The 14,389-nt window shown below is 54.8% G+C and carries 13 protein-coding genes; 7 read left to right on the top strand and 6 right to left on the bottom strand.

Annotated elements, in window-relative coordinates; genetic code table 11:
• Positions 1-216 (bottom strand): hypothetical protein, encoded by a 216-nt coding sequence (locus VSR74_RS16740; protein WP_347795759.1) that lies wholly within the window; start codon positions 214-216, stop codon positions 1-3.
• Positions 217-487: 271 nt separating this feature from the next.
• On the opposite strand from VSR74_RS16740, the gene VSR74_RS16735 reads away from it, so the two are divergent.
• The 7 genes from VSR74_RS16735 (at position 488) to trmL (ending at position 10,988) form a co-directional block, all read left to right on the top strand.
• Positions 488-850, top strand: coding sequence for a YibL family ribosome-associated protein (locus tag VSR74_RS16735; RefSeq protein WP_347795758.1), 363 nt, complete (start codon positions 488-490; stop codon positions 848-850).
• A gap of 382 nt (positions 851-1,232) precedes the next feature.
• Positions 1,233-1,886: a SadB/YajI family lipoprotein gene (locus VSR74_RS16730; protein ID WP_347795757.1), complete on the top strand. Its 654-nt coding sequence runs from the start codon at positions 1,233-1,235 to the stop codon at positions 1,884-1,886.
• 43 nt (positions 1,887-1,929) lie between these two features.
• Positions 1,930-6,444: a YadA-like family protein gene (locus VSR74_RS16725; protein ID WP_347795756.1), complete on the top strand. Its 4,515-nt coding sequence runs from the start codon at positions 1,930-1,932 to the stop codon at positions 6,442-6,444.
• Between the two features lie 263 nt (positions 6,445-6,707).
• Positions 6,708-8,363 carry an L-lactate permease gene (gene lldP / locus VSR74_RS16720; RefSeq protein ID WP_347795755.1) on the top strand — a complete coding sequence of 552 codons (1,656 nt, stop codon included), beginning with the start codon at positions 6,708-6,710 and terminating at the stop codon, positions 8,361-8,363.
• A complete protein-coding gene (gene lldR, locus VSR74_RS16715) occupies positions 8,360-9,136 on the top strand; it encodes a transcriptional regulator LldR (RefSeq protein ID WP_347795754.1) in 777 nt (258 codons plus the stop codon). The genes lldP and lldR overlap by 4 nt, the downstream gene beginning before the upstream one ends.
• A complete protein-coding gene (lldD, locus tag VSR74_RS16710; protein WP_347795753.1) occupies positions 9,133-10,323 on the top strand; it encodes a quinone-dependent L-lactate dehydrogenase in 1,191 nt (396 codons plus the stop codon). Before lldR ends, lldD begins: the two co-directional genes overlap by 4 nt.
• 191 nt (positions 10,324-10,514) lie before the next feature.
• Complete coding sequence (gene trmL, locus VSR74_RS16705) at positions 10,515-10,988, top strand: tRNA (uridine(34)/cytosine(34)/5-carboxymethylaminomethyluridine(34)-2'-O)-methyltransferase TrmL (protein ID WP_347795752.1); 474 nt, start codon at positions 10,515-10,517, stop codon at positions 10,986-10,988.
• Position 10,989: 1 nt separating this feature from the next.
• Here trmL and cysE read toward each other — a convergent pair whose 3' ends face one another.
• The 5 genes from cysE to VSR74_RS16680 form a co-directional block, all read right to left on the bottom strand.
• Entirely contained in the window at positions 10,990-11,811 is an 822-nt protein-coding gene (gene cysE / locus VSR74_RS16700; RefSeq protein WP_015962494.1) for a serine O-acetyltransferase, read from the bottom strand.
• 79 nt (positions 11,812-11,890) lie between these two features.
• Positions 11,891-12,910, bottom strand: a complete 1,020-nt coding sequence (gpsA, locus tag VSR74_RS16695; protein ID WP_347795751.1) for an NAD(P)H-dependent glycerol-3-phosphate dehydrogenase — start codon at positions 12,908-12,910, stop codon at positions 11,891-11,893.
• Positions 12,910-13,377, bottom strand: a complete 468-nt coding sequence (gene secB, locus VSR74_RS16690; RefSeq protein ID WP_347795750.1) for a protein-export chaperone SecB — start codon at positions 13,375-13,377, stop codon at positions 12,910-12,912. Before secB ends, gpsA begins: the two co-directional genes overlap by 1 nt.
• Before the next feature lie 87 nt (positions 13,378-13,464).
• Complete coding sequence (gene grxC / locus VSR74_RS16685) at positions 13,465-13,713, bottom strand: glutaredoxin 3 (protein ID WP_347795749.1); 249 nt, start codon at positions 13,711-13,713, stop codon at positions 13,465-13,467.
• 11 nt (positions 13,714-13,724) lie between these two features.
• Entirely contained in the window at positions 13,725-14,156 is a 432-nt protein-coding gene (locus VSR74_RS16680) for a rhodanese-like domain-containing protein (RefSeq protein ID WP_347795748.1), read from the bottom strand.
• Positions 14,157-14,389 lie beyond the last annotated feature (233 nt).

Raw genomic sequence — 14,389 nt, 5'->3', positions numbered from 1 at the left:
TCAGACTTCTTTCGCCTGGCTGTCAACCGGTTGATAGAGATTGCGGTAGTACTCTAATCGCTCCAGAAACATCGCGGCTTTCTCTTCGGGGATCTCTTCCGGTATATGACTCAGGCGAGGCGATTTCTTCAGATATTCCATAAACGCCTGACTGGACGCCATAAAATCTACGGCTTTGTCGATGACAAGTGGTACGTTTTCGCCGAGTTTGCCCATAACGTCGTCCTCCTCATGATTTCTGCCTTCAGAATGGACAATTTAGGGCGATACGTTTGGGGAAAATGTGCGGATTTTCCGCATCACTTGTCAAAAAAGAGATCTGCTTAACCATTTTTCATAAAACGCCATAATTTCATATAATTACTAATAATACGCAGCGCAATAACGGCTCGACTAATACGATTCTTTTATATAATTGACTATCGATTATGCTCGCTGTCGCGCATACTATGCGCTATTACGTCATTTTTTATCAGATATACGCCAAATGAAAGAAATCGAAAAAAACGAAATCAAACGCCTGAGCGACCGTCTGGACGCCATTCATCACCAGCAGGCTGAACTGTCGCTGGTTGAAAACGCCGATAAATACGCTGAACTGGAAAGCGAAAAAGCGAAGCTGGAAGTCGAAATCGCACGTCTGCGTGAAGTTCATACTCAAAAGCTGAGCAAAGAAGCGCAGAAGCTGTCCAAAATGCCATTCCAGCGGGCGATTACGAAAAAAGAGCAGGCCGACATGGGCAAACTGAAGAAAAGCGTGCGTGGGCTGATCGTGGTTCACCCGATGACCGCGCTGGGTCGCGAAATGGGCTTGCAGGTAATGACCGGGTTTTCAAAGGTAGAGTTCTAAGCTTCGCCCCCTCTCTGCGGCATTTACCGGCGTTCAGGTCGGTGAATGCCATTTATCTTGTTTATTATTCATCATTATTTAAAATATTTAATTCCATTTATATTCATAATATTTATTCTCTATCGTCAATTCCAGCCTCCCTATTGACACAAATTGTTTCCAGCCATTAAAATCGCGCGCAAAATAATATCTTTTTGACATAAATAGAAACGCATCATTCACACACCATTGATGCATTCAATTAGCAAATGAATATAAATATCTTACTTGCCAACTGAATGATCGTTAATTCATTACCGATATAACCAGCCCGAATCTCACATTTAAGGAAATTCCATAGCACCACCAGGGATAGCGTGGAAATAAATAAGGAAGTTCTTATATGCCATGTAATAATAAATACATAAACCTATTAGCAATGTCATTAATACTGCCTCTGGCGGGCTGCGATTACATCGAAAGTATAAAATCAAGCGACAGCCTGAATCAGCAGCAAACCCAACAACTGGCCCAGCAGAAGGCACGAATCGACCTACTGGAAAAACAGATTGTCGCATTAAGCAATGGCACAAAAGCCCTGGCCGGCGTAGTGGGCGATCTTAAAAAGCAACAGGAAGCCTTTGTCTTTACCGAGTTTAATCCGCAACAAACGAAATACTTTATTTTAAATAACGGCGCGGTTGGCCTGGCGGCGCGGGTGACCGCCATAGACCCCGTAGATAACGGTAGCGTCGTCAAAATGTCACTGGTTAATCTGCTCAGCGTTCCTGTATCAAATATTGGTTTCCATGTGACATGGGGCAATGAAAAACCCCTTGACCAGAAAGCCTTAGCGAAGTGGCAGCAATTATTATTCAGCACAGCAATGGATTCATCACTGAAATTATTACCCGGTCAGTGGCAGGACATTAATCTGACGTTAAAAGGGGTTTCTCCAAATAACCTGAAGTATCTGAAGATGGCTATCAATATGGATAACCTGCAGTTCGACACACTTCAACCTGCGACGGGCCAACAGAAAAAAGCCAAAAAGTAATATTTGGCGATCACTCCACATCAAGGAATAGAGAAAATTTATAATGAATAAAATTTTTAAAGTTATCCGGAACCCGGCTACCGGCAATGTCACGGTCGCCAGCGAAACCGCGAAAAGCCGTGGCAAAAAATCGGGGCGCAGCAAACTCCTCATTTCTGCATTAGTGGTAACCAGTGGGTTACTCTCATCAGCAGGAGTATATGCCTCTGTTGGCCTTGATGGTGGGACAAGTGCTGAAGCAACGCCAGCCACGGATGACTGGATTGCCATTGGTAAAGGAGCTGTAGCATCGACATTGGTAACAGAAGGGCAGACCGCTGGTGTTGCAATAGGAACGAACAGTTACGCTGCTGAGGGAGCGACGGCATTAGGTTATAAGACCCAGGCGACCGGAGTAAGATCGGTGGCTTTAGGACAACTGTCGAAAGCGACAGGTAACCGGACTATCGCAATCGGCAGCGGTGCCGAAAGTTCCGGGGACTATTCCCTTGCGCTGGGTCGGGGTGCGGCAGCTAATGCTGAGAATAGCATTGCAATGGGGTCGAATAGTTCTGTTGTGGGCGATGCCGGTATCGCCATCGGTAATCAAACCATCGTATCGGGCAATAACTCTGTCGCCCTTGGTGCCGGGTCAGTTGCAGAGAGAGACAACACAGTTTCAGTCGGTAGCAGTACATTACAGCGAAAAGTCGTCAATATGGCTGCTGGTGATATCTCGACCGATAGCACCGACGCCATCAATGGTTCACAACTGTATGCTATTAGCAAATCAGTCACAGACCGACTGGGCGGTGGTGCGACAGTCAACCGTGACGGTACCGTTAACGCCCCCACTTACCGACTGAAAAGCGGTAATTTTAACAATGTGGGCGCAGCCCTGACCGGGCTCGATAACAACACCCTGCAATGGGACACCGACGCCTTCAGCGCCGCGCACGGCACCGATGCCACCAGCAAAATCACCAATGTAAAAGCAGGAACAGTTTCCAGCGCCAGCACCGATGCCATTAACGGCAGTCAACTCTACGGCGTAAGTGATTCTGTTGCCGATGCGCTGGGCGGCGGCTCGACAGTGAATGCCGATGGCTCTATCACCGGCCCGACTTACTCCGTCAACAATACCGACTACACCAACATGGGTGACGCGATCTCCGCGCTGGATGCATCATTCGATGACGCCCTGCTGTGGGATGCCAGCAAAAACGCTTTTAGCGCCGCGCACGGTGCCAGCACCACCAGCAAAATCATTAATGTCGCGGCGGGCACCGTTTCCGACAAGAGCACCGACGCCATTAACGGCAGTCAACTTTACGGCGTAAGCGACTCCGTTGCCGACGCGCTGGGCGGTGGCTCCACGGTAAATACCGATGGCTCGATTACTGGCCCGACTTACACCGTCAACAATACCGACTACACCAACATGGGTGACGCGATCACTGCGCTGGATGCATCATTCGATGACGCCCTGCTGTGGGACGCCAGCAAAAGCGCCTTCAGCGCCGCGCACGGTACCAGCACCACCAGCAAAATCATTAATGTCGCGGCGGGCACCGTTTCCGACACCAGCACCGACGCCATTAACGGCAGCCAGCTTTACGGCCTGAGCGATTCCGTTGCCGATGCGCTGGGCGGCGGCTCCACGGTGAATGCCGATGGCTCTGTCACTGGCCCTACTTACTCTTTCAACAATAACACCTATGACAGCATGGGTGATGTCATCACCGCGCTGGACGCCTCCATGGATGACGCCCTGCTGTGGGATGCCAGCAAAAGCGCCTTCAGCGCCGCGCATGGCACCAGCACCACCAGCAAAATCATCAATGTCGCAGCGGGCACCGTTTCCGACACCAGCACCGATGCCATCAACGGCAGCCAGCTTTACGGCGTAAGCGACTCTGTTGCCGACGCGCTGGGCGGCGGCTCCACGGTCAATGCCGATGGCTCTGTCACTGGCCCTACTTACTCTTTCAACAATAACACCTATGACAGCATGGGTGATGTCATCACCGCGCTGGACGCCTCCATGGATGACGCCCTGCTGTGGGATGCCAGCAAAAGCGCCTTCAGCGCCGCGCACGGTACCAGCACCACCAGTAAAATCATCAATGTCGCGGCGGGCACCGTTTCCGACAAGAGCACCGACGCCATTAACGGCAGCCAGCTCTACGGCCTGAGCGATTCCGTTGCCGATATTATCGGTGGCGGGGCGGCAGTGAATACCGACGGCACCATCAGCGCGCCAACATACACTATCGCTAATAACGACTACAACAGCCTGAGTGACGCGCTCACCGCGCTTGATACCACTCTGAGCACCGTATCTGCGGTCGATTCTCTGCAATGGGATACGATTAACGGAGCCTTCAACGCCGCGCACGGCACCAGCACCACCAGTAAAATCATCAATGTCGCGGCGGGCACCGTTTCCAACACCAGCACCGACGCCGTCAACGGCAGTCAGCTCTACGGCGTCAGCGATTCTGTTGCCGACGCGCTGGGTGGCGGCGCCAGTGTCAATGCGGACGGTTCTATCACTGCGCCAAGCTATTCCATCGCCAACAGCGATTACGACAACGTGGGTGATGCGCTGAGCGCGATCGACGCCACCCTGGACGACGCCCTGCTGTGGGACAGCAACGCTAATGCCTTTAGCGCCAGCCACAACGGCATCGACAGCAAGATCACCAACGTCGCAGCAGGAACCATTGCCGACACCAGCACCGACGCGGTTAACGGCGGGCAACTCTATGGCATCAGCAGCTCTATTGCGGAAGCACTGGGCGGCGGTTCGACCATTGATGCTGACGGCCACGTCAGCGCGCCGACCTTCACCATCGACAACACCGAGTACAACAGCGTGTCCGATGCGCTGAATGCCACCACAAATATGATCACCCAGATCACCGGCGATACCAGCGCTACCTATATCGAAGAGAACGGTGCAGGTGTGAACTACATCCGCACCAACGATACCGGGCTGAAGTTCCATGATGCGAGCGCATCAGGCAACGGCGCTACTGCGGTAGGTTACAACGCGGTTGCCTCCGCTGATAACAGCCTGGCAATGGGGATGGACAGCAGCAGCACCATCGAGGGCGGTGTCGCATTAGGCAGCGGTTCCACCTCAAATCGTGTGATTGTTAAAGGCTCACGCAATACCAGCATCAGCGAAAACGGCGTCGTCATTGGCTACGACACCACCGACGGTGAACTGCTCGGCGCACTGTCTGTGGGTACCGATGGTCAAAGCTATCGTCAGATCATCAACGTCGCCGATGGTAGCGAAGCGCACGATGTTGTCACCGTGCGTCAGTTGCAGAACGCGATTGGCGCGGTGGCGACCACACCGACCAAGTATTTTCACGCCAACTCAACGGAAGAAGACGCTCTGGCCGTGGGCACCGACGCGATGGCGATGGGGGCAAAAACGGTAGTCAATGGTAATGCAGGGATTGGTATCGGCTACAACACCCTCGTGGTGCAGGACGCAATCAACGGTATCGCCATCGGCAGCCGGGCGCAGGTGAATCACGCTGACAGTATCGCTATAGGTAGCGGTTCGCAGACCACCGTTGGCGCGCAGAGCAACTATACCGCATACAATATGGATGCTCCGCAAAACTCCGTCGGTGAATTTTCCGTCGGCAGCGCGGATGGCCAACGTCAGATAACCAACGTGGCGGCAGGTTCGCAGGATACGGACGCGGTTAACGTCGCCCAGTTGAAAGTCACTGACTCGCGCGTGACGCAAAACACCCAAAGTATCGATAACCTGAACAATCAGGTGAGTAACCTCGATACCCGTGTCACCAACATCGAAAATGGTATTGGCGATATCGTGTCGACCGGTAGCACCAAATACTTCAAGACCAACACCACGGGCGCTGATGCTAACGCACAGGGTACGGATAGCGTTGCCATTGGCTCCGGCACCATCGCCGCCGCTGACAACAGCGTCGCACTGGGCACCGGTTCCGTGGCGGATGAAGAGAATACGATCTCTGTGGGCTCTTCCACCAACCAGCGCCGTATTACCAACGTCGCCGCCGGTAAAAACGACACCGATGCCGTTAACGTCGCGCAGTTGAAATCTTCCACCGCAGGCAGCCTGCGTTATGAAACCAATGCGGATGGCACCATCAACTACAGCACCCTTAACCTGGGTGATGGCAAAGGCGGCACCACCCGCATCAGCAATGTCTCTGCGGCGGTGAACGACAATGATGCCGTTAACTATGCGCAACTGAAGCAAAACATTCAGGAAACGAAGCAGTACACCGATCAGCGCATGGTGGAAATGGACCATAAACTCTCTAAAACCGAAAGCAAGCTGAGCGGCGGTATCGCCTCCGCAATGGCGATGACCGGTTTGCCGCAGGCTTACGCACCAGGCGCCAGCATGGCGTCGATTGGCGGCGGTACCTATAACGGCGAATCCGCCGTGGCGTTAGGGGTGTCGATGGTCAGCGCCAGCGGTAGCTGGGTCTACAAACTGCAGGGCAGCACCAATAGCCAGGGAGATTACTCTGCGGCTATAGGCGCGGGCATCCAGTGGTAATGGTTGTATAGTTGTTACATCAGGAAGGGGCAATGCCCCTTCCTGTCATTTGGCCCTACCACTTCAACATAATTCCGACCACAGGTTCACACTTCATCAAAAAGCCTCCAGCCAGACGTTGCCATTCCGCAACATTTGATTAACCATTCATTGTCATTATCCCTACAATACAATATTGGCAGGGCCACTTTTACGTATATTGTGACAATGAATCGAGCACAGACTCGGCACATTATGCGGATGGCCCCCAGGAGACCTGCACAATGAGCCTCTGGCAACAAAACTACGATCCTGCTGGTAACATCTGGCTTTCCAGCCTGATCGCATCGCTACCGATACTCTTTTTCTTCTTCGCGCTGATTAAGCTCAAGCTGAAAGGGTACATCGCCGCAAGCTGGACGGTCGCTATCGCGCTGGCCGTCGCCCTGCTGTTCTACAAAATGCCGGTGGATAACGCCCTGGCCTCCGTGGTGTATGGCTTTTTCTACGGCCTGTGGCCGATTGCCTGGATCATCATCGCCGCCGTCTTTGTCTACAAAATTTCAGTGAAAACCGGGCAGTTCGACATCATCCGATCATCAATACTGTCGATTACGCCCGACCAGCGCCTGCAGATGCTGATCGTCGGCTTCTCCTTCGGGGCATTCCTGGAAGGGGCGGCGGGATTCGGCGCGCCCGTGGCAATTACCGCTGCGCTGCTGGTCGGTTTAGGCTTTAATCCGCTGTATGCCGCCGGGCTATGCCTGATTGTGAACACCGCACCAGTCGCCTTTGGCGCGATGGGTATTCCGATTCTGGTTGCCGGGCAGGTGACTGGGTTGGATAGCTTCGAAATCGGCCAGATGGTAGGCCGCCAGTTGCCATTCCTGACCATTATCGTGCTGTTCTGGATCATGGCGATTATGGACGGCTGGCGCGGAATCAAAGAGACGTGGCCTGCGGTAATGGTGGCGGGCGGTTCATTCGCCATTGCCCAGTACCTGAGTTCTAACTTTATTGGCCCGGAACTGCCGGACATTATCTCTTCACTGGTTTCGCTGGTCTGTTTGACCCTGTTCCTGAAACGCTGGCAGCCGGTACGTATCTTCCGCTTTGGCGATATGGGCGCATCGCAGGTCGATCAGACACTGGCGCGTACCCACTACACTGCCGGGCAAATCGTTCGCGCCTGGTCGCCGTTCCTGTTCCTGACCGCCACCGTTACGCTGTGGAGCATCCCGCCGTTCAAAGCGTTGTTCGCGCCGGGCGGGGCGATGTATGAGTTCGTGATTAATATTCCGGTTCCGTATCTCGACAAGCTGGTCGCCCGTATGCCGCCTGTTGTGAGCGAAGCCACGGCTTATGCAGCGGTGTATAAGTTTGACTGGCTCTCCGCGACGGGTACGGCGATTCTGTTTGCCGCCCTGCTCTCTATCGTCTGGCTGCGCATGAAACCGAAAGATGCCATCAGCACCTTCGGTACCACGCTGAAAGAACTGGCGCTGCCGATTTACTCCATCGGCATGGTACTGGCGTTCGCCTTTATCTCGAACTACTCCGGCCTCTCTTCAACGCTGGCGCTGGCGTTAGCCCATACGGGGCATGCGTTTACCTTCTTCTCGCCGTTCCTCGGCTGGCTGGGCGTATTCCTGACCGGTTCCGATACTTCATCAAACGCCCTGTTTGCCGCATTGCAGGCTACCGCCGCGCAGCAGATTGGCGTCTCTGACGTGCTGTTGGTGGCCGCCAACACCACCGGCGGCGTCACCGGGAAGATGATTTCGCCGCAGTCCATTGCCATCGCCTGTGCGGCGGTAGGTCTGGTGGGCAAAGAGTCGGATCTGTTCCGCTTTACCGTGAAACACAGCCTGATTTTCACCTGCATGGTGGGCGTCATCACCACGCTTCAGGCCTATGTCTTAACCTGGATGATCCCATGATAGTGATGCCCAGACGCCTGTCCGACGAGATTGCCTCTCGCGTGCGGGCGCTGATTGAAGAACAACAACTCGAAGCGGGCATGAAGTTGCCCGCCGAACGCCAGCTTGCAGCCCAACTGGGTGTATCGCGCAATTCCCTGCGCGAGGCGCTGGCTACGCTTGTCAGTGAAGGCGTGCTGCTCAGCCGTCGCGGCGGCGGCACGTTTGTGCGCTGGCCACATGAAGCGTGGTCAGAGCAAAACATCGTTCAGCCGCTGAAAACGCTGCTGGCCGATGACCCGGATTACAGCTTCGATATTCTGGAAGCGCGCCATGCCATTGAAGCCAGCACCGCCTGGCACGCCGCCATGCGCGCGACGGATGCCGACAAAGAGAAGATAGCCCTCTGCTTTGAAGCGACGCTCAGCGAAGACCCGGATCTCGCCTCCCAGGCTGACGTGCGTTTCCATCTGGCGATCGCTGAAGCCTCACATAACGTCGTACTGCTGCAAACCATGCGCGGCTTCTTCGATTTACTGCAATCCTCCGTTAAGCAGAGCCGCCAGCGTATGTATCTGGTACCGCCGGTCTTTGCCCGCCTGACCGAACAGCATCAGGCCATTCTTGACGCCATTGTGGCCGGTGACGCCGAAGGCGCGCGCCAGGCGATGATGGCCCATTTAGGTTTCGTCCACACCACCATAAAACGTTTTGATGAAGATCTGGCTCGTCAGGCGCGCATTACCCGTCTGCCCGACGACCACGCTGAACATTCCAGGGAGAAAAAAGCATGATTATTTCAGCCGCGAGTGACTACCGCGCCGCCGCCCAGCGCATTCTGCCGCCGTTCCTGTTCCACTACATCGATGGCGGCGCCTATGCGGAATACACCCTGCGCCGCAACGTGGAAGATTTGTCGCAGGTCGCCTTGCGCCAGCGCGTGCTGAAGAACATGGCCGACCTTAGCCTGGAAACCACGCTGTTTAAGGAAAAGCTCTCCATGCCGGTCGCTCTTGCGCCGGTTGGCCTGTGCGGCATGTACGCCCGTCGCGGCGAAGTGCAGGCCGCTGCCGCTGCTGATGCTCACGGTATTCCGTTTACCCTCTCTACCGTGTCCGTCTGCCCTATCGAAGAAGTCGCGCCGACTATCAAGCGCCCGATGTGGTTCCAGTTATATGTGCTTCGCGATCGCGGATTTATGCGTAACGCGCTGGAGCGGGCGAAAGCGGCGGGTTGCTCCACGCTGGTATTTACGGTTGATATGCCGACGCCGGGCGCACGTTATCGCGATGCCCACTCCGGTATGAGCGGCCCGAATGCCGCGATGCGTCGCTACTGGCAGGCCGTAACCCACCCACAATGGGCATGGGATGTTGGCCTGAATGGCCGCCCGCACGATCTGGGGAATATCTCCACTTACCTCGGCAAACCCACCGGGCTGGAGGATTACATCGGCTGGCTGGCGAATAACTTCGATCCGTCGATTTCGTGGAAAGACCTGGAGTGGATCCGCGAATTTTGGGATGGCCCGATGGTGATCAAAGGGATCCTCGACCCGGAAGATGCACGTGACGCGGTGCGCTTTGGCGCGGATGGCATAGTGGTCTCCAACCACGGTGGCCGCCAGTTAGATGGCGTGCTCTCCTCTGCCCGCGCCCTGCCTGCGATTGCCGATGCAGTCAAAGGCGATATTGCCATTCTCGCCGACAGCGGCATCCGCAACGGCCTGGACGTGGTACGCATGATCGCGCTGGGCGCAGATACGGTTCTGCTGGGCCGCGCGTATCTTTATGCGCTGGCAACGGCGGGTCAAGCGGGCGTGGCAAATCTGCTGAGCCTGATTGAGAAAGAGATGAAGGTGGCAATGACGCTGACGGGTGCGAAAACGATTAGTGAAATCAGCCGCGACTCGCTGGTGCAGGAGCTGGGTAAAACCCTGCCTGCGGCGCTGGCTCCCCTGGCGAAGGGGAATGCGGCGTAGGGCCTAGCCCCTCACCCCGGCCCTCTCCCCAAAGGGGCGAGGGTGAAAACCAGCGCAGTTCTTCAAATTTGCACGATCGGTTCCCTCGCCCCTTTGGGGAGAGGGTTAGGGTGAGGGGAAAACGCTGACCAAAGCCCCCACACCTCTCCACTCTTTTCTGCTATCCTGCCCACCGCACTTAAGGGGGCAGCATGCTTAACATCGTTTTATTTGAACCAGAAATCCCGCCAAATACCGGCAATATCATCCGCCTTTGCGCCAATACCGGCTTTCGTCTGCATATCATCGAACCGATGGGTTTTACCTGGGACGATAAGCGTCTGCGCCGCGCGGGGCTGGATTATCACGAATTTACCGCTGTCACGCGTTATTCAAACTACGACGCGTTCTTTGAGGCAGAAAAACCCCAGCGCCTGTTTGCCCTGACCACCAAAGGCACGCCCGCCCACAGTGCGGTGAACTATCAGGATGGCGACTATCTGATGTTTGGCCCGGAAACGCGCGGCCTGCCAGCGTCTATTCTGGATGCCCTGCCGCCGGAACAAAAAATTCGTATTCCCATGATGCCGGACAGCCGCAGTATGAACCTGTCTAACGCGGTGTCGGTGGTGGTGTATGAAGCATGGCGCCAGTTGGGGTATCCGGGCGCCATTTTACGAGGTTAAATCAGATACCGTCGCCATACTCAAACGTATGGTGAATGCCGTTGAAGTGCTGATCCATATCCATCGACGGCTTATCGCTGTCTGGCTTACCGACAATACGTGCCGGTACGCCTGCGGCGGTGGTATGCGGCGGCACCGGTTGCAGCACCACGGAGCCCGCGCCAATTTTCGCGCCGCGCCCGACTTCAATATTGCCGAGGATTTTTGCGCCTGCGCCGATCATCACGCCTTCGCGGATTTTCGGGTGACGATCGCCGCTGGTTTTCCCGGTACCACCCAGGGTGACTGATTGCAGAATCGAGACGTCGTTCTCGATCACCGCCGTTTCACCCACGACGATCCCGGTGGCGTGGTCGAGCATGATGCCACGGCCAATTTTCGCTGCCGGGTGGATATCGACCTGGAACGTTACAGAAACCTGATTTTGCAGGAAAATCGCCAGAGCGCGACGCCCCTGCAACCACAGCCAGTGGCCGATGCGATAGGCCTGCAAGGCGTGAAAACCTTTCAGATAGAGCAGCGGCGTGGAGTATTTATCTACTGCCGGGTCACGCGTGCGCACAGCCTGAATGTCGCAGGCAGCGGAAGCAATCATCTCCGGGTCAGCGGCGTAAGCCTCTTCAACGACTTCACGGATAGCGATAGCGGGCATAATCGGCGACGCCAGCTTGTTGGCTAACATGTAGCTCAGGGCGCTGCCGAGGTTTTCATGCTTGAGTAGCGTCGCGTGATAAAAGCTTGCCAGCATTGGCTCACAGTCGGCCAGTGCCCGCGCTTCAGCTTTAATGTTGTTCCAGACAATCTCCAGTTCTTCACACGACATTGCATACTCCAGACGATGATGAATGACCGGCCAGTTCTGTGCCAGCCGGGTCATTTGGGGTGACAAAGGTTTCCTGAATTTATTTGCCGCTGCGTTCGTCCTTGCGAGCACGACCTAATAATGTCAATGCTGCCTCGCGCGCACTTTTTCCGCAATACAATACCTGATAAATTTCCTCGGTTATTGGCATTTCGACACCCACACGGTGCGCCAACTCGCGAACTTCTTTGGTATTGCGATAACCTTCGACCACCTGGCCAATCTTATCTTGTGCATCCTGAACGTCTTCGCCCTGGCCGAGCGCCATACCGAAACGGCGGTTACGCGACTGGTTATCGGTGCAGGTCAGCACTAAATCGCCCAATCCGGCCATCCCCATAAAGGTGACAGGATCGGCGCCCAACGCCGCACCCAGACGAGACATCTCTGTCAGGCCACGGGTGATAAGCGCGGTACGCGCATTCGCGCCAAAACCGATGCCGTCGGAAATCCCCGCGCCAATAGCAATCACGTTCTTCACCGCCCCGCCCAACTGCACACCGATAAAATCAGGGTTGCTGTAGACGCGGAAGCTTTTGCCACAGTGCAGCAGTTGCTGCAAATCGTCAGCGAAAACCGGATCGGTCGAGGCCAGTGAAATCGCCGTAGGCAGCCCTGCCGCCAGCTCTTTCGCGAATGTCGGCCCGGAAATCACCGCCAGCGGAATTTCGTCGCCCAGCGCTTCCCGCGCGACGTCCTGCAACAGGCGGCCAGTTTCAGCCTCCAGCCCTTTCGTCGCCCACACCACGCGCGCATCGCTGCGCATCAGCGGTTTCATCTGACGCAGCACCACCCCAAATACGTGGCTTGGCACAACAACCAGAATATTGCGGCTGGCGGCCAGCGCCGTCGCTAAATCGCTTTCCAGGTGTAGAGAGTCAGGGAAGGGAACATCAGGAAGAAACGCCACGTTACAGCGATCGCGCTGTAATGCCGCGATATGTTCGGGATCGTGGCCCCAGAGCACAACCTGGTGCCCGTTTCTTGCCAGGGTGATGGCAAGGGCGGTGCCGTAAGAACCGGCACCGATGACAGTCATTGAAGCATTAAGTGCGTTCATCAGGCATCCTGATGTTGTTCTTCACCTTCACCGGACTGCTGCTGCAAATAGTTCATGAACAGCGCATCAAAGTTAACCGGCGCAAGGTTCAGTTGCGGGAAAGTCCCACGGGAAACCAGGCTGGTGATGCATTCACGCGCATACGGGAACAGGATGTTCGGGCAGTAAGCACCCAGGCAATGCGCCATCTGAGTACCTTCGATACCCTCGATGGAGAAAATACCGCCCTGCTGAACTTCACACAGGAAACCCGTTTCTTCGCCAAGCGAAGCCGTTACGGTGACACGCAGCACCACTTCAAACACGCCTTCCGCCAGTTGAGAGGAAGCCGTATCAAGATCAAGTTTAACCTCTGGCTGCCAATCTTTCTGGAAAACGTGAGGCGCATTCGGCGCTTCGAAAGATACGTCCTTGGTGTAGATACGCTGGATCTGGAAGTTCATTTCAGTGTTGTTTTGCTCAGACATGTGTAAAAACCCTTTCGTGTTGTCCTTAAAATACGCGTTATTCTTCAAACCGATACGTGTCGGCGTGACGCTCACGCAAATGCGCTATTACAGCAGGGGATCAAGTCCACCACGTGCATCAAGCGCATACAAGTCATCACAGCCGCCAATGTGCTGTGCATCAATAAAAATCTGCGGAACCGTCGTGCGACCGCTGCGCTTAATCATTTCTTCGCGTTTTGCCGCATCGCCATCAATCGGCAGTTCCTGGAAGGTCGCGCCTTTGCTGCTCAGCAATGCCTTTGCACGATGGCAAAACGGGCAGGTTGCTTTGGTGTAGATTTCGATAGTCGCCATGAAAATGCTCCTTACTTACCGCGAACCAAAGGAAGATTTTCGCCGCTCCAGCCAGCAATACCTTCTTTTAGTACATAAACCTGTTCAAAGCCTGCTTTGATCAGTGCGTTTGCGGGCTCTTGCGCCTGCATGCCTGACGCGTCGGTGACAATCACCGGCTTGTTCTTGTGCTTCTCTAACTCGCCGACGTTATTGGCCTTTACGTCCGCCACCAGCAGGTTGATAGAGCCAGCAATGTGGCCTTTGCGGAAATCATCGCGCTGACGCAGGTCAACAACCACGGCGTCTTCTTTGTTAATCAGGCGCGTAGCTTCGCCACGGGTAATCACTTTAACTTTAGACGCCAGGCCTTTGAAGGTGGTGAACAATACAGCCACCAGTAAGGCAATCCATGCGATGCTCAGCACAGGGTGACGGCTAACAAATTGCATAATTTCTTGCATGGGGGGTAACGACTCCCGACTTAATGTTTAAAAACCAGGGGTGGAGTATACCTGTGCAGTGGAGCAAATACAGCCAGGCCGCGCGATGTAATGCATTTTCTGCGGCTGACTTCGGAAAAAATCATGCAAATAGGTTCTACAATTGCTTAATCCTCCCTCTTTTTTGATCTTCAGTAGCTGTTTGATCGATTCAGCCGTAGTAAAATTGCGCAAATTTTTTTCTCCTTCGAGCA

The sequence above is a fragment of the Pseudocitrobacter cyperus genome, assembly GCF_039889165.1.
GTDB classification, from domain to species: Bacteria; Pseudomonadota; Gammaproteobacteria; order Enterobacterales; family Enterobacteriaceae; genus Pseudocitrobacter; species Pseudocitrobacter cyperus.
Note: the sequence above shows the minus strand (reverse complement) of the source record. Positions and strands in the feature narration are given on the sequence as shown.